The organism is Bradyrhizobium erythrophlei, assembly GCF_900129425.1.
In the GTDB taxonomy this organism is placed as follows: domain Bacteria; phylum Pseudomonadota; class Alphaproteobacteria; order Rhizobiales; family Xanthobacteraceae; genus Bradyrhizobium; species Bradyrhizobium erythrophlei_C.
The window spans coordinates 5,655,033-5,672,106 of sequence record NZ_LT670817.1; the positions used below are offsets into that span (position 1 = coordinate 5,655,033).

Consider the following 17,074-nt stretch of genomic DNA (forward strand, 5'->3'; position numbering starts at 1 on the left):
CTCAGGATGAGGGTTTGGCGTGCCCCGGACGCTGCGCAGCGCGAAGCGGTGCGCTGCTGATCCGGGTCTATTATGGACCCGTACCCATGGGTCCCGGCTCTGCGGAGCAGCGTGAAGAACGCTGCGCCGCGTCCGGGACACGAGACACGTTGCTTCACGCCCTCTCAGGATGAGGGTTTGGCGTGCCCCGGACGCTGCGCAGCGCGAAGCGGTGCGCTGCTGATCCGGGGTCCATGATGGACCCGTACCCGTGGGTCCCGGCTCTGCGGAGCAGCGTGAAGAACGCTGCGCCGCGTCCGGGACACGAGACACATTGCTTCACGCCCTCTCAGGATGAGGGTTTGGCGTGCCCCGGACGCAGCGCGAAGCGGTGCGCTGCTGATCCGGGGTCTATTATGGACCCGTACCCGTGTGTCCCGGACGCGGTGCAGCGTGAAGAACGCTGCACCGCGTCCGGGACACGAGGCACATTGCTTCACGCCCTCTCAGGATGAGGTCCGTACTCACTCTCCCGCAGCATCTTCCCAAGTTGCAGACATTTGTCGGCATGTCCGTGACGGCTCGCATTGAGGGTCACTTAATTTTCAAGAACCCTGACGTGCTTGGCGCCAGCGGCATGAGAGTCGCTTTGCCTGCCCTTTAATTCAACGTCAGCCTTTCGCGTTCCCCTTCGGAAATTCGAACACAAGGCACGTCGTCGTCGCATGCGCAAGCAGCCGATCCTTTGCATCGGTGATGCGCGCCTCGGCGGTAGCGACGCGGCGGCCGGCGTTGAGCACGCGGCCCTCGGTGCGGATCACGCCGCTCGTCTCGTTCATGCCGCGCACGAACGAGATCTTGAATTCCAGCGTGGAGTAGCCAGTGCCCGCGGGCAGCGTGCTCTGCACCGCGAGCCCCATCGCGGAATCCAAGAGGATCGCGGCATAGCCTCCATGCACCGAGCCGATCGGATTGTAATGGCGCAGACCCGGCACGCTGTGAATCACGACGGCCCCGGGTTCGACCGTGCAGTCGAACGGCTCGACCGTCTGCATGATCGGCGGCTCCGGCAATCGTCTCGCGAAGATCGCGCGGACAAAATCGAGCCCCGACATCGATGCCATCACGTCGACGGGTACGATGCCGTATTCGATAGCCTGCTTTCCGGATTTATCGTTCATGATCTCTCAACACACCGCGTCGTCATGCCGGACCTGATCCGGGCATTTATGATTGTTCAGAGAGGATTGCCGGGTCAAGCGCAGCATCTGGCAGCCGTTCAACAATGTCCGCTACCAAGCTCGAGACCTTAAGCCCAGAAGCCAATCCCGTCACCTGACAAAACCCATCTTGGCGGTCTTGAGTGGGGTTAACAATCGCGTGCTCAACTACCGTGAATTTTCCTTTGGGCCGAATTGCGCGTTTCGGTTCAACTTCCAGCGTGTGGCCCAACGCGGGCAAGCCTCGTACGTCGTCGCCGTCATGGCACCTTCCGATTTTGCGCAGCTATAGTAGCAAATCTTGGTTAGTCCCGAGATTTTCTCTCCAGATTTATTGCACAGCAATGGCAGCCGGTAAGGCTCTCCCGTTAGCGGCGATTGTTCCGCAAATGCTGATGACGACGCTGCAAGAACGGCTAATGCCAAAACTATCCTCATCTTGCCCCTTCGTTGTGTCGCTCGCACCGCGCGCGCGGATTGGCGGACGTACAGTTGACGCCCGCCGCCGGACCGGGAGCGGAATCAGCAATCTCGCATCTAGTGAGGCCTAATAAGTTGATCGCTGTTACCGGCTAAAAATTCCCTTTTCCCTGAATATTTTCGTCGCGAAGTTTTCCAAGGAAAAGCCGATCACATACTGTTGTTGGACTAAGACCGCGACAAAATCGATCTCTGAAGAGAGAGACAGCAACGAGGGTCTTTGCCATTGGCACTGCTCCCACGTTCGCCCCTAGGCAAGGTGCAGGAAATGGGAGCGATCCATGTCAAGAAAAACGATCTTTGGCGCTGCATTGGTTGTGTCGTCGTTGTTGCTGGCAAACGTCGGATATGCAGAGCAAGTTCCGCCAGTTCACAAAGGACCATGGCCCATACGCAACGGTCGCAACTACCAACCGACCGAGAATGAGCTGAGATCCTCGCATCTCCAGGATGTTACGCCGGATCAGGCGCGCGAGATCGACCGGTTATACAGTGAGCTCCTAGCGGCACATCCTGCAACCAAAAATGATCGAGCGGCGGAAAAGGAGATCAGCCAATGAGATCCATCTGGCAACCATCGAGGATGATCGCAATTGCAGTCGTCATCGTGTCAGGCACCGGTGCTATAGCTTTGGCTCGACCGCACCCGATCTCCGAACCCGTCTTGGGAACGGAGTGGCAATGCAGCCGCGCTGCGTTCGTCGTCACCTGCAATCACCGCTGAGACGGAGCCCCTGATCCCGATGCGGGGGTTGAACCCACTCCGCCATCGATGACGAAGCGGTGTTGGTCCATCGCGCGGGGCTTTGGCGAACTGCGCCTTATCCGGATTCTTTGTCCTCGCTTCATCGTGCAACAGGGCGGAATTGCCAATCCCGCTTGCCTCAACCCGAATGTCTCTTGTGGGTCAATCGCTCCGTATTGGCTCTTTGCCAGCCACATCCGGTCAGCCCCTATCAACGGACATCGTCAGACCGCCTCGTCATGTCGGAAAAGTGCCATGAACGGACATTGAAACCGCCTGAACGGTGCTTGGGCTAGCTGCTCGCAAACTGCGAGGTAAAGAATGTCGACGCGCGCTGCGTTCGCCTATCCAATTGAGGCTTCCCAAGAAGCCGGGCCTAAAAAGTGAAGTTGTGGCCAACAAAGCCAAATCATTGGCTTACAATCACAAGCACTGATCTTGATCCTTCGCTATACGGTCCTGTCGCTCGCGCCGGCGAACTCTGATGATCGCGAGCCGCCCCGGTCGCTTTATTAATTTGGATCAAAGATTTCAGACGATGTCCTCTGACAGCCGGATCGCATTATTTATCGATGGGGCCAATCTCTACGCTACGGCCAAGGCGCTCGGTTTCGATATCGACTACAGGCGCCTGCTCAAGGAATTTCAGAGCCGCGGAGTACTGCTGCGGGCGTCCTACTACACCGCAGTTATCGAAGATCAGGAGTCCACTGCGCCAATCACTCCTGGTCTGCCCCGACAACCGGACAAGGTGCGAGCCGGTTCGGATTTCGCATTCGGGCCAAAACCGGAAGTGAAGTCGCCCGACCAACTGTACAGAGGTACCCTAATTGGGTAGGTTTGGCACGGATACTTAGTTTTTATCCCCTCATGCCGTCCCAACTTTCCCGCATAGCTCCTCGTTGGTCGGCTGGCTCACGAATGAGGCAAGCCATGGCGCATCGGGACCCTTCATCGCCAACACCCATGCCGACGATTCTCCGGTACGGCATTGCAGTTCTGTCCGTAGCAATCGCAATCGGGTTGGGTTCCTTCCTGCAGCGACATGTCGAGATCAAGTTGACGCCGTTCCTGTTCGCAGTCGCCGCGACCGTTTGGTACGCAGGAACCGGGCCAGGTGTGCTCGCAATTGTCCTTTCAGTCCTCAGCCTTAATTACTTCTTCCTACGTCCCTTTTTTTTCTTCAGCCCAATTAGCGATGCTGATCTCGTTTATTTAACCTTTTGCACAATTTGCGCCTTGGCTGTCGGCTGGGTCAGCGACGTGCGACGACGGGCAGAGCAAGAGCTTCGTCAGGCCCGCGAGGAGCTCGAGGCCAAAGTGGTGGAACGAACCGCCAGCTTACAGCGGAGCGAGGGCTATTTGGCCGAAGCGCAGAGTCTGAGCCACACGGGCAGTTGGGTGTTGAACATTGCCGCCAGAGAGACCATCCACTGGTCGCAGGAGACCTATCGGCTGTACGGCTTCGATCCCGAAGAGGGTATACCGCCATTTGAAGCACTTCTGCAGCGCATTCATCCGGAGGATCGAGGCAGGTTCGTCGACGACTTGGAAACAGCAATCCGTGAAAGGGCGAATCACGAGATGATTTTCCGAGCCGTTCTTCCGGACGGCACCCTCAAGTACATTCTCGGAATAGGTCATCCTGTTTTCAACGCATCCGGCGATGTCGTTGAATTCGTCGCTGCCGCTATGGACATCACCGAGCGCAAGCGGGCCGAGGTGGTCGGACAACGGCTGGCGGCCATCGTAGATTCCTCTGAGGACGCCATCATCAGCAAGGACCTCAATGGCACCATCGAGAGTTGGAACGGCGCGGCCGAACGGCTCTTTGGCTATCAGGCGAGCGAAGTCATCGGCAAGTCCATCCTGATCATCGTCCCGCCGGACCGCCACGACGAAGAGCTGGGAATTCTGAAGCGCATCGGGCGCGGCGAGCTCATCAAGCACTATGAGACGGTGCGGATGCGCGAGGATGGCAGCCTGCTCGATCTCTCACTGACCGTGTCGCCGCTCAGGGACGCGGCCGGCCGGATCATCGGCGCCTCCAAGATCGCCCGCGACATCACCGAGCGCAAGCGGGCGGAAGCGGCGCTGCGGGACATGCAGATGGAGCTGGCGCACGCCAACCGCGTCGCCACCATCGGTCAGCTCTCGGCCTCGATCACCCATGAAGTGAAACAGCCTATCGCAACGGCAGTCACATACGCCCGGGCCGCTCTGCGCTTTCTGGCTCGTCGACCACCCGAACTGGAGGAGGTGCGCGAGGCGCTCGAGGCGATCGTTGAGGCGGGCCATCGAACAGGCGAAGTCGTCGACCGGATCCGCGGGCTCATCAAGAAGGCGCCGCCCCGGCAGGAGTGCTTGGACATCAACGCGGGTATCCGCGAGGTGATTGAGTTCACCCGCGGCGAATTGGTGAAGAACGGCATCTCAATTCAGGCAGACCTCGCGGACGGCTTGCCGCTCATTGAGGGCGACCGGGTACAGCTGCAACAAGTGATCCTCAATTTGATCGTGAATGCCATCGAGGCTATGAGCGGCGCCAGCGACGGGACGCGAGAGTTGCTCGTCAGCAGCCGGAAGGCTGAGCCGGGCCGCGTGCTCGTAGGGGTGCGAGATTCGGGTCCGGGACTGGCGCCGGAGACTCTCGATCACGTTTTCGACGCCTTCTACACGACGAAGCCTGGCGGTTTGGGGATGGGCCTGTCGATCTGTCGTTCGATCATCGAAGCGCATAGCGGACGATTGTGGGCGAGCGCGAACCTGCCCCGCGGCGCCAGCTTTCAATTCGCCCTACCGGCGATCGCAAACACTGCGTCGTTATGCTGCACTCGTGAGCCGTCCTAAAGAACAGGCAACCCGACCGCGAGTTCTGCTGTGGGTCAAACTGAGAAGAACTCAGCCTGAGCAAATGTCTTCCGGGTTACCCCTGAAAGCGGACATTGCTCGATGCACTCGTCATGTCTCAAAGGTGCCAAAAGCAGCCACCCACGCCGTTCCACTGAATAAGAAAGAGAGACCGCCTTGCAGCGGTCTCTCTTTATTCCAGTGGAAAATCGATTAGCAGTTGCGGCTAACTCTTCTGAACGTCGGCCGCGGCTTTGTCCGTTTCGTGCCAATACGTAGACCCGGAATGGCCGGTATCCCTCAAATGCATGTTGGCTAGCGGCGGCTCGAAGGGAGCCGCCCGCTGCCGATGCCTGGCGTCACTACCAGCCGTAACCGTAGTACTGCGGATATACATAATACGGTGAATAGGCCCAATAGGCGGGATATCCGTAGTAGTAGTAATAGGTGGGATAGCCCGAGTACGAAGAGTAGGGATAATCCCGATACGCCCGATAGCGCACGTCGGTCGTCACAGCCGGTGCCGCCGCCTTGAACGACACGCCATTGATCGGTGCAGCAGACGAATTGGCCGTGGCGGCCACTGCGAGAGGACCAGCAATTGCGAGTGCAATCGCGAGCCTGCGGACTTGGATCTTCATGGAAACTCCTATTCGTGTTAGAGGTGATTTTCTCCAGACGACGCTGGCGCGTCGCCATGCGTGCAGCCTAGGACGATCGCGATCAGCGGCTCAATTGAACGTAGGTAATCGTCGGGCATCCAAAGGGGCCCCGGAACGATACAAAGGCTTACGGCGCGCGCCCTTAAAACCGACCACTTCCGCAATGGGTCAATCGCGTCGTTTTGGCCGTCGGCAGACCACTATCGCGGTAGGGACGCGAGTTACCTCGCGCCCCCCGCACAGATCCGTACGGGCCCAATTCGGGCATACGGCTCCCACCTCGGGTGTCTAACGGCGAAGCGCCTCTCTGGCCACGGATGAAGGATTCGCGGTTTCGGGAGCCAGTCGTCGGCCAACCGCTTGGTGCGCTCCCAGGTCGTCCAGTCTTTCTGGCTCCGCTGCCGTAGCGTGCGCCGCCAGAGATTGGTGACGTGGAAGAGGAACGCGGTCAGTGTCGGACCGTTTGTCGGCACCGCGTGGTAATTGAAGTAGCCGGTGACGACCTGCTGCAACCATCTTCCCTGCTGGGGAATCGGCTGATGCATGCTCCGTCGCAGTTCCTGTTTGATGGCTTGCAGCTTTGCCCGCATGCGGTCGCGCCGGGACTTCCGTTTGATTTGGAATTTGCCCCGGCGAGTTTTACTGCAGATAAAGGTGAAGCCCAGGAAGGAGAAGGTCTCCGGTTTACCGAGCCCGCGCCGCTTGCGGTTTGCCGCCGCGAAGCGTCCAAACTTGATCAGCCGAGTCTTCTCCGAATGAAGCGACAGCGCAAACTCCTGTAACCGCTCACGCATCTCGTTCCAGAAGCGCCGGGCGTCGGTCTCGTGCTCGAAGCCGGCAATGAAGTCGTCGGCGTAGCGCACGATGATCATGTCGCCCGTAGCCTCGCGCCGTCGCCAGCGCTCAGCCCAAAGGTCGAGGACGTAGTGCAAGTAGAGGTTGGCCAGAAGCGGTGAGATTACCGATCCCTGCCCGGTCCCCTTGTCACTGACCGTCACGATCCCGTCTTCCAGGACGCCTGCCTTGAGCCATTTCTGGATCAGGCGGATGATGCGTCGGTCGCCGACGCGATGTTCCACAAACTTGATGAGCCACTCCTGGCTCACCGTGTCGAAGAACGAGCGGATGTCGGCGTCCAGTATCCAGTTCACCTTTGTGCTGGTGATCCCGACCAAGAGCGCATCCATCGCATCGTGCGTGCCGCGTCCGCGCCGGAACCCATATGAGAACCCGAGGAAATCTTCCTCGTAGATCGCGCTCAGCACCGCAGCCGTGGCCCTCTGCACAATCTTGTCCTCAAGGGCGGCGACCGCGATCGGGCGCCGCCGACCATCCGGCTTGGGTATGTAAACGCGCCGCGACGGCAGTGCCCGATACGCTCCCCGATGGACGCGGGCATGCAGGTCCTCGAGATTGCGCTCAAGGTGCTGCTCGTAGTCCCGACATGTCAGCCCATCCACCCCGCGTGCAGCATTCTCCTTGAGTTCAAAGAATGCCTCCTCGAGGTGATCGACACTGACGTGGTGGAAGAGCGCGGTGAACTTCTCCTTCTTCCTTTGCCTTGCAGTTTGCCGTATGCGTTCCAGCGCCTGGGACACGCTCACCCGGTTCTGCGCCCGGCGCGTGCTTTGCTGGCCCGCATTTCCCTTGGCCTCCGCCCTGGGCTCCGCCGGCTCCGCAGCGGATCGCTCCGCCTTGTTCGTCGGCTTCCCAGCTACTATGGCGGAGTCTGACTCCCCGCGTCCGTTCATCATCGGCTACGGCTCCTCGCCTTCCCGATGCGGACCAGTCCGGCGAATGGCCGGTGGTCAGACGTGGGGTCTCCCGGTTCCCGCGCAAGGAGCGTCCGCACATGCCAGTGTCTAAGACCACGCCGGGCCGTCTGGGCACTCGCGATATCGCGCCCATCCGTATTGCCTTCCGTCACCGGAACGACGTCGGCACCCGGGAAGAGGGTACTTTCGCGGCTCAATGGCTGGCCTGTGCATTCCCCTGTCAACGCTTCGCTGATGCCCTCACGGGCAGCCGCGCATGACTCGGGGCCGATGCGGTTCGCTACTTCTTCATCGTGATGGACTTGCACCATCTACTCCTTGCCGGTCTCCCGGCGCACTCCGGTCTTCCCCCGGGGACGGACATCGTCAGGCCGACCCGGCACGTCCGAAAAGTGCCTGCCACAAGGAGACTCATGCGCTGCAACAAACAGCATCTCTATTCGATCACGTCGCAAAAGCTCAAGGGTCAACTGATGATGGGCTCGTGCAACTTCATCGCGGATTTACATCGGGAGTTTTGGCCAGACGAGTACGCACAAGATCAATATGACTTCGCAGCGTATACAAATTGCTTGCATAGACAGTTGGCAACTGCAGATGGTTCGCGCGCTGATCAATCTGATCCAGTTTCGCATTCAAAGCGTTAGCGTCGAACTGTGGTCCTTGAGCCTCCATATCGCTATCGATCGACCTGATTTCGTCATATAGACGCCTGATCCTCAGTTGCATCGTCCAGTCGTACATCTGCGGCAGCAACTTGAACACTGGGTATAGCAACGCGGCCAACGGGATCAGTACGACAAGAGTCTTTTCGACCAATGTTGCGATCCAGAACGGAAGGTATCCTTGCAGAAATGGTTGTCCGGATTTGTAGAAACGCTGTGCTTCTCCACTCAGCGGAAGATCGATTGATTCGGCAGCAGGGAATTGTCCTGCCTTCTGGAAAATTCCAGGCTGCGAATGAATCTGGACGGCTGCATCGAGCAAAAGGTACTGCAAGGCTGAATGCAGGTCCGCGCGCACGGCAAGACTGGCCTTCGGCGCCAACAGCACGACATCCGCTGGCGGGCGGTTGGTCGACAAATCGACGACCCCGGCAGGCAGGACCAATTTATGCAGAAAAGGATAGATAGCGATTAAAGCGTCCGCGTGCAGGTAGCTATCAGCCTCGATGCCTTTGGCATTGAGGAGAGACTGGATTACGGGAGACTCCCAGCCGGTCACAATGAACGCCGCGTCGATTTCGCCGGCGATCAGTTTCTCAGCCGCAACTTGCGGTGCAAATCCCGATACTTCGCCTATAATACTATCGAGCTTGGTCCTTGATATTATTTGCAGCGCCAACGCTCGCCCGCCGCTTCCCTCGGAGCCAATCGAAAGTCGTCGGCCTCGCAACCCCTGCGCGCCCTCGCCAATCTCAGCGCGGCGGAAAAGCCATATTGGCTCGTAGAATATGGTGCCAAGCGATTCTAGTTCCGGCGATTCCTTCTTAGTTGTGGTGCCACCCTGTGTGAAACCTACGCTTACCCCCGACTTAGAATCGCGTAGCCGTCTCAGATTTTCGAGACCGCCGGTTGTCGGCTGCAGCTCGACACCTTCTCTGGCCAAGATTTCACGGTAGCGGGTACCCAATTCGTAGTTGGCGCCACCCTCGGCGCCAGTAGCCATTACTATCGTGCGTGGCGGTAACGACTCAAAGACGAAGACCCCTGCGCCGAGCAAAATCGCCACTGTCGCGGCAAACAAAAGGTAGCGCCAGAATTTCTGGACGTAATTTCCAATATTCATCGAGCGCCAATCCTCGATTGCTGTAGTGACTTCGTACCCAATCGTAAGACGCCGACAGCATAACGGAAGGCAAAACGTCAACCAGCCGCAAATCACTCCCTAATAACTTACGGCAGAAACAGCTTGATGTGGATCAACGCAAAACACAACAGTAGCCGCGCCCGGGCCCGGCCTGCATTATCGAACTGAACTGTTGGGCACTAGTCGCCGATGTCTGAAATGGGTCTTGGTTGCGTGATAACGCGCTGACGCGGGCCGGGAACGTCCACGATCCGGTCGGCGTAGTCCGACACGGCCGATCTGAGCAATTTTTTCCTGTTGGGCGATCAGGGGCCGCCTCCGAGTCGTGGCGGGGAATGCTGGGCATGGTCTGGCTCGGTATCGGCACGCAGTGGGGTCTCCACACTCACGCTCTGATCGCTGCCAGCAACGCCCTTGTACCGACGATATTCATGACCCGCGTCAGATTGTAGGCGAGTACGCTGAGCGCCATCTCGCTCGCGACCTTCGGCAGCGTCTTCATCAAGAAGTGCGTCGCGCCCATTCTCATCTTGAGCGTGCCGAAGGGATGCTCAACCGTCTCGCGCCGGCGGCGCATGGCCTGGGGATCTTGATCCAGCCGCTGCTGCACGATTTCGAGAACGTGCTCATGCTCCCATCGCGTGATGCGGCGTTCTTTGCCTGTGGTGCACTGATCCTTGATTGCGCAGGTCTTGCAGGCGTTCGTCCAGTACCGGCGCATCTTCTGCCCGTGTTCCTCATTGGCATAGTGGAATTTGAGCTTCTCGCCGGCGGGGCAACGATAGACATCCTCCTCCGGCACATAGACGAAGTCCTGCTTGCCGAAGCGGCCTTCCGACTTCGCGCCCGACGTCATCGGTTTGGGCAACGTCACGCAAATGCCTGCCTGCTCGCAGGCCAGGATCTCTTCGCCATTGAAGTAGCCGCGGTCGGCGACGGCTTCGAGTTTATCGACTTGCAGAACGGCCTTGGCTTCCCGCGCCACGTTCGCCAGTTGTGAGCGATCCGAGCCGATATTCGTCACATCGTGCGTCACGATCAGATGGTTCACGGTGTCGACCGCGACCTGCACATTGTAGCCGACGACGCCCGAGCCACGCCCACTTGTTGCCATCGAGCGGCTATCGGGATCAGTGAGCGAGATTTGGTGATCCGGCGAGGCCAACATTTGCTTCTCGTAGGCTGCGAGTTTGCCCATTTCCTCTTTCAGCTTGTCGAGCTTCTCCTTGAGCCGCGTCGTCTTGAGCACCAGCACTTCGGACGGTTCCTGCCTATCCGCCGTATCGAGCTGGGAGAGATACCGCGCCACACTCTCCTCGAGTTGCGCGCGCCGGCGATCGATCTTCCCCCGGGTAAAATTGCGATCTCGATTATTGACCGCTTTGAACTTGCTGCCGTCGATCGCGACGCTCGCCTTCGCCAACAGACCCATCTGGCGACAGAGATTGACGAAGCTCGCGCATGCCCTGCGGATCGCCGGGCCATTGTCCTTGCGGAAATCGGCAATCACCTTGTCATCGGGAACGAGCCGACCGAGTAGCCATATGACTTCCAGGTTTCGGCCGGCTTCGCGCTCAAGCCGGCGGCTCGACTGCACTCGGTTGAGATAGCCGTAGATGTAAAGCTTCAGAAGAACCGAGGGGTGGTAGGCAGGCCGGCCTGTCGCTGCAGGCTCGACGCCTTCGAAACCGAGATCGGCCAGATCGAGCCCGTCGACAAAGCAATCCACCACACGAACGCAATTGCTCTCCTCGACCCACTCATCGAGGCATTCCGGCAACAACGTCGATTGTCCGCGATCGGCACCCTCAACGAAGCGTTTCATGATTGCCCCCGGCAAATCGCCAAGCGAATCATAGCAGACAGTTCGTTTTCACGCAGCCAGGGTCAATCTCGACCAAATTGGACCGTCCGCACGATGTCCGTTCTACCCCTGATAGCGACCGAATTGCGGACATCGTTGGAGGTCCGGTTCGTGCCAAAAGCGCCGTTTTGACCGGCTGGCAATCACTTCCGCTCCACCCTCAGCAACCGACCTTCGAGAAATGCGCGAGCGAGTCCGTTCGGTGCCGGCAGGCGACATTCCATTTTGGACGCCTCGCCCCACAGCGCCGCGGGGTTAATTTTCTGCAATCTCTCGTTAGCGGCGTCCCACCGCAACATCAGCCTACGATTCTTAACCTTGCCGTTGCTGCGCCCGCTCACCATCTTTGGTGCCAATTCTTTATCGCAGGCAGGTGGTGACCATGCCGGGCACGAGCAGTTGGCAGCTCCGCGATGGCGAACAAATCATTGCTTGCAATACAAGCCTATTGGGTCATAGGCACTTTTTGATCGGAATCACCCGCGTTCGCAACGAAGCGCTTATTCTGCGAGACACACTGGACTACGTTGGTAAGCACGTCGATGCGATAGTCGCCTATGATGACGCGAGTACGGATCGAACGCTGGAGATTCTTGGCGGACACCCAAAGGTCGCTCTGGTTGTAACAAATCGGTCGTGGGAAGCGGACATCGGGGCACGCCGGATTGCCGAGGGTCGACATCGCGGACTTTTGCTGCAGACGGCGCGCGAACAGTTGCAGTTCGACTGGATATTTTGCTTCGATGCGGATGAGCGCGTTACTGGAGATCTACGCGGATTCACAGAAGGAACGCATTCTAGCGATTACGACGGCGTGCGGGTTCAACTGTTCGACGCTTATATGACCCCTGGCGATCATGCGCCCTATCAAGCCGATCGCGAACTATTGGGCTTTCGTCGTTTCTTCGGCCCGGAACGGCGAGACATTCTGATGTTGTGGCGAAACCGGTTGGAGGTCATTTTCGCGAAGCACCATGCGCGAGAGCCGGGCGGCGTAGAACGCGTGGGGACCGGTCTCTATTGCCAACACTATGGTAAGTCGCTGTCGGTCGACCATTGGGAAGAGACCTGCGAATACTACATGCGACACTTTCCGTTCGATGCCTACGGACGAAAATGGCGCGATCGCAAAGGTCGAGCAATCCACACCCAATCTGACTTCATGCGGCCCTTGTACGAGTGGGGTGACACGCTCTTCGCGAATGCGGTCAAGATGTGACTTGTCCGAAAGTCGAACTTGCCTTTCCGGCCCGTGCCAATGTGACCGCTTGGCTGAGGGGCTCACGCCGAGCATTTCGCTTCTCGTTTCTCCCGACAGCGGACATTAAGGGGACATGCCGGGAAGTCCGAGAAGGGTCAAATTCGGAAGTCCAGGCGCGCAACTGGGTCGTCCGCTTTACCTTCAAGAACAGACATCGTCAGCGTGACCACCCATGTCCGAAAACCTTAAACTCGGTCCTCGGACCGCAACATTCGTGCGACGTCCGCTTTCCCCTGCGAAAGCGAAGGTATAGCCGACGCCCCGGATTGGCAGCTTCGTGCCAATTACGCTGCGCGGACGCTATCCAGGAACTTCTCGACCTCGTCCTTAAGGTGACTGCTCACATCTGAGAGTTCCTGGGCCGATGTAAGCATCAAACCCGATGTCGTTCCGGTTTCGCGGGCATTTTTCGCGACGCGCTCGATGTTGTCAGCGACATCGAGGGTGCCGCTGGCGGCGGCCTGGACGCCCTCCGCGATGCTTTGGGTCGCAGTGCCCTGCTGCTCGACCGCGGAGGAAATCGAAGTGGTGATCCCGCTGATACGCTCGATCGTCAGCGCGATGGCCTTGATCGCACTGACGGATTCTCCTGTGGCCTGCTGCATGTTGACAATATGCGCGCTGATCTCGTCGGTCGCCTTTGCAGTCTGGCCCGCCAGGTTCTTTACCTCTTGCGCGACCACGGCAAATCCGCGACCTGCCTCGCCGGCGCGTGCGGCCTCGATGGTCGCGTTGAGCGCGAGGAGATTGGTTTGTCCCGCAATCGAGGTGATCAGCTTCACCACGTTACCGATCCGATCGCCCGCCGCCGACAACTCCCTCATTCGCTCATCAGTGGCGTCGGCTTGCTTGACCGCATCGGCGGTAACACTGTTCGACTCTTGAACCCGGCGGCTGATTTCCACGATCGACTGCGACAGCTCGTTTGAGGCGGCCGCAGCACTTCGGACATGCTCAGAGGCGCGTCTCGAGGCGTCGGCGGATTGACCCGACATCTCCGCCGTCGATTGCGCGGTCACGGAGAGCTGCTGTGCATCCTTTTCGAATTGCCCCGAAGAATTCAGCACCCGCTCGATGATTCCGCCTATCTTGGTGCGGAAATCTTCGACAAATTGATTGAGTTCCGCTTTGCGCCGATCCATCGCAAGCTTCTCGGTATTGATGCGTTCGGCCTCAAGTTGGCCGCGCTCGATGCGGTTGTTTTTGAAAACGCCGACGGTGCGGGCAATCGCGCCGATTTCGTCATGGCGATCGGCGTGCTTAAGTTCGACGTCCACCCTTCCCTCGGCGAGAACGGTCAGCGTTTCCGTCACGGACCTCAATGGCTTGGTGACGCGGCGGACAATCAGCATCGTTATCCCGAGCACCAGCAGCGCGGCGATGGCCGCGGCAATGGTCATTGCCCAGAGAGCCTGCCACAGCATGCCGTCGAGTTCGGCGGTGGGAATACCGACATAGACGATGCCGATCACCTTGCCGGCGGCTCCGAAGACCGGCTGATAGGCCGTGTAGAAACGACGCCCGAACAATATCGCCGGGCCCTTGTAGGCCTCGCCGCGGCGAAGTACGGCCTGTGCCGGATGATCAGCCGCGAGTTGCGTGTCAACCGCCCGGTCGCCATTTTCTTTCTTCAGATTCGTCGTCCGGCGAACAAACTGCTGTGACGCATCGTCGTAGACGAATAGCGTGGCGGTGCCACCGACATACGAGGTTACCCGATCCACAATCTTGTGATCGCTGAATTCCGGCATCTGCGGGATTTCTATACGCTCAACGACGCCATCTCGAATTGCGATCTTCGCGCCAGGGAAAGTCTCGCCGAATGCAAGACTGAGAGTGCGGAGATTGGCGTCGATGTCGCGCCTCGCGCGGGTGTCGAAGTCGCGCGTCAACGACCAATAGCCCGCACCCACCACGAGCGCAGTGTTCACGGCTATCAGGAGAGCTGCGCTCAGGACTGCCTTTGGCCCCAGGTTAAGTCGCAAAAAAGCGAAGCTGCTTCCCTCAACTCCGAACGCCATGGGGGTTCTCCAGAAAATCGGCTTTTATGAATGAAGACTTACTTTTGGCTTTTATTTGTAAAGACTTATCTTTAATGATTTCCTTTACCATCAGGTTAATAAGCGGTTGGTGTGTATAATCCGGAACGCCTTCGCGGCCTTGAAATTGAGTTCAAATTTTGTGGTTGCTATCGGTACGTCAACGGATTTGGCACCAAGTGCGGCAAACGCCGGTTCGTTAGAAGAAGCCGACGCTCATATCCAAGCCGGAAGTTGCCAGGCACGCGAACACGACCACGCCAAGACCGCAAATTATAGCGATCACATTCAAAGCGTAGACGTTGACGTTGGTTTGCGTTTCGGAAACGGCCGGCGTGGAAACTTCTGAGATCGCTTTCATGTCACCCTCCAAAATTAAACCCCACGAAGGGGTTTGCCGGTGCAGACTAACTTCAAAGAGTTTATGGAAAATTGCCGTGCATCGTTAATTCTTCATGCATCGTTAATTCTTTGAGAAACTGGGGCACAAGGCCGGGCATGACGGAGGACAGAGTGCGCTCGCGCGGAATATCTCACGCGAGATATTCCACGTCGGCAAAGCGAACAGGCAATAGTCGTTAAGGCGGGCGGATTTGCTACTTCTCGACTCCTGGTGCTTCAGGCTTCAGGTAGACGATCAGGCAACAGCAACACATTCCAAGTCCCACCCGTGGATATTTCAGAGCGACAATCGCGGCCGCCGCAAAAATGCATAGAGTTGCGATCGACCGAAAGCGCATAATTCTGCGCTCCTTCGGCGGGACGTCCATGACTGGATCTCGCTCAAAAAGCTCCCAAATCAAAGCCATGTACGTCGCGTTTACGAGGAAGAAGACCGCGGCATAAAAGGCAACGGGCTGCGGCGCCAGCTCACTCACGGCCATCCAGGCGGTGGAAAATGGAAGCAGCGACACAGAAAACAGATGCGCGAAATTAAACCACAGGAGACGAGGAGTGGCCTCCGTGGCGTAACGCATGAGATGATGGTGATTGGACCAGACGATGGCGATGAAGAGATAACTGACCGCATAGCTGAGCCATGTAGGCCAGAGGGAGAGCAGCGCCCTAAAGGTGGGTAGTTCAGGCGGGCGCAGATCCAAAACCAGCACCGTTATCAGGACGGCGAACACGCCGTCGGAGAATGCGCTCAGACGTTCCGGGGTCCTTCTCACATGTGGCACGGCGGTCACCCCTTTCCCACGTCGAGAACGATTCGATGTGCGGCCGAACTCAGAGGGTTCGGCTCCTCTACCATCAGGCCGACTTCACCTCGCGACGCACCGTGCCGGTCATCCACCGTGCCGGCGGCGATACGACGAACACTATAACGTCCGCTATCTCCTCCGCATCATCGAAACGGCCAATGCCGGACTGCTGGAGGAACTGCTGCTTCGCTTCTTCAAATCCAACCTTCCTGGAGGTCGCGCCCCTCGGTGAATTTGAGCGAGGGCGCGGCGCCGTTGCGAGCTGATCACTTCAGAAAATCGCGAATGCTTTCAGCGATCTCGCGGGCATGCGTTTCCAGGGCGAAGTGGCCGGCGTCGAGAAAGCGGACAATTGCACGAGGATTGTCCCGCTTGAACGCTTCGGCACCCGCCGGCACAAAGAACGGGTCGTTCTTGCCCCACACCGCCAAAAGCGGCGGCTTGTGAGTGCGGAAGTATTGCTGGAAGGACGGATACAGCACGACGTTGCTCTTGTAATCGCCGAAGAGGTCGAGCTGCACTTCGTCCGCGCCGGGACGGGCCAAATAAAAGTTGTCGAGGTTTTGACCATCCGGCGACACCAACGTTGGGTCGGGTGCGCCGTGCGTGTACTGCCAGCGGGTTGTCTCCGGCGTCAGGAAGGCACGAAGCGCCTTCCGGTTTGCCTGCGACGGGTCTTCCCAGTAGGCCTTGATCGGAGTCCAGCCTTCGCTGAGGCCTTCCTCATAGGCGTTGCCGTTCTGCGAGACGATGGCAGTGATCCGCTCGGGGTGGCGGACGGCGAGCCGGAAACCTGTCGGCGCGCCGTAGTCGAAGGCGTACACTGCGAACCGATCGAGGCCGATGACCTCGGTAAAGCGGTCGATCACGCGGGCGACGTTTTCGAACGTGTAATCGAATTTTTCTCGCGGCGGCATATCGGACTGGCCGAACCCGGGAAGATCAGGCGCAACGATATGAAATCGGTCGGCGAGGAGCGGGATCAGGTCGCGGAACATATGGCCCGCGCTCGGGAAGCCGTGCAACAGCAGCAGCTTCGGCGCATCGGCTGGCCCCGCCTCGCGATAGAAAACCTTGAAACCATCGACATCGGCCGTGCGGTACCTGACAGGCGCCATCAAACCCTCCTCTGCTTGTAACCTCACCTGAAAATCAAAACGGTTATCGTGTGAGGGAGCGACAGCC

General features: G+C 58.6%; 12 protein-coding genes and 1 pseudogene. 4 read left to right on the forward strand and 9 right to left on the reverse strand.

Going from position 1 to position 17,074, the window contains the following annotated elements:
* Nucleotides 1-650: 650 nt before the first annotated feature.
* Entirely contained in the window at nt 651-1,160 is a 510-nt protein-coding gene (locus B5527_RS27175) for a PaaI family thioesterase (RefSeq protein WP_079604274.1), read from the reverse strand.
* Between the two features lie 800 nt (nt 1,161-1,960).
* Here B5527_RS27175 and B5527_RS44540 point away from each other — a divergent pair.
* From B5527_RS44540 to B5527_RS27190, 3 genes and pseudogenes are all read left to right on the forward strand, one after another.
* Complete coding sequence (locus B5527_RS44540; protein ID WP_154072553.1) at nt 1,961-2,239, forward strand: hypothetical protein; 279 nt, start codon at nt 1,961-1,963, stop codon at nt 2,237-2,239.
* A gap of 723 nt (nt 2,240-2,962) precedes the next feature.
* Nucleotides 2,963-3,130 (forward strand): annotated as a pseudogene (locus B5527_RS27185) (NYN domain-containing protein); the annotation flags it as partial.
* Between the two features lie 227 nt (nt 3,131-3,357).
* Nucleotides 3,358-5,274, forward strand: coding sequence for a PAS domain S-box protein (locus tag B5527_RS27190; RefSeq protein ID WP_172842677.1), 1,917 nt, complete (start codon nt 3,358-3,360; stop codon nt 5,272-5,274).
* 362 nt (nt 5,275-5,636) lie between these two features.
* Here B5527_RS27190 and B5527_RS27195 read toward each other — a convergent pair whose 3' ends face one another.
* From B5527_RS27195 to B5527_RS27215, 4 genes are all read right to left on the reverse strand, one after another.
* Nucleotides 5,637-5,915 carry a hypothetical protein gene (locus B5527_RS27195; protein ID WP_079604278.1) on the reverse strand — a complete coding sequence of 93 codons (279 nt, stop codon included), beginning with the start codon at nt 5,913-5,915 and terminating at the stop codon, nt 5,637-5,639.
* A gap of 242 nt (nt 5,916-6,157) precedes the next feature.
* Nucleotides 6,158-7,690 carry a group II intron reverse transcriptase/maturase gene (gene ltrA / locus B5527_RS27200; RefSeq protein WP_172842678.1) on the reverse strand — a complete coding sequence of 511 codons (1,533 nt, stop codon included), beginning with the start codon at nt 7,688-7,690 and terminating at the stop codon, nt 6,158-6,160.
* A gap of 513 nt (nt 7,691-8,203) precedes the next feature.
* Nucleotides 8,204-9,499, reverse strand: a complete 1,296-nt coding sequence (locus B5527_RS27210; protein WP_079604279.1) for a TAXI family TRAP transporter solute-binding subunit — start codon at nt 9,497-9,499, stop codon at nt 8,204-8,206.
* A 406-nt stretch (nt 9,500-9,905) separates the two neighbouring features.
* Nucleotides 9,906-11,345, reverse strand: a complete 1,440-nt coding sequence (locus B5527_RS27215) for an IS1182 family transposase (RefSeq protein ID WP_079600895.1) — start codon at nt 11,343-11,345, stop codon at nt 9,906-9,908.
* Nucleotides 11,346-11,766: 421 nt separating this feature from the next.
* Here B5527_RS27215 and B5527_RS27225 point away from each other — a divergent pair, with 421 nt between their 5' ends.
* A complete protein-coding gene (locus B5527_RS27225; RefSeq protein WP_079607540.1) occupies nt 11,767-12,603 on the forward strand; it encodes a glycosyltransferase family 2 protein in 837 nt (278 codons plus the stop codon).
* A gap of 326 nt (nt 12,604-12,929) precedes the next feature.
* Here the strand turns inward: B5527_RS27225 and B5527_RS27230 are convergent, their stop codons facing one another.
* From B5527_RS27230 to B5527_RS27240, 4 genes are all read right to left on the reverse strand, one after another.
* Complete coding sequence (locus B5527_RS27230; protein ID WP_079604281.1) at nt 12,930-14,666, reverse strand: methyl-accepting chemotaxis protein; 1,737 nt, start codon at nt 14,664-14,666, stop codon at nt 12,930-12,932.
* A gap of 217 nt (nt 14,667-14,883) precedes the next feature.
* A complete protein-coding gene (locus B5527_RS44545) occupies nt 14,884-15,045 on the reverse strand; it encodes a hypothetical protein (RefSeq protein ID WP_154072555.1) in 162 nt (53 codons plus the stop codon).
* Nucleotides 15,046-15,280: 235 nt separating this feature from the next.
* A complete protein-coding gene (locus B5527_RS27235; protein ID WP_245332265.1) occupies nt 15,281-15,874 on the reverse strand; it encodes a TMEM175 family protein in 594 nt (197 codons plus the stop codon).
* Nucleotides 15,875-16,155: 281 nt separating this feature from the next.
* Nucleotides 16,156-17,007 carry an alpha/beta fold hydrolase gene (locus B5527_RS27240; protein WP_079604282.1) on the reverse strand — a complete coding sequence of 284 codons (852 nt, stop codon included), beginning with the start codon at nt 17,005-17,007 and terminating at the stop codon, nt 16,156-16,158.
* Between the last annotated feature and the right edge of the window lie 67 nt (nt 17,008-17,074).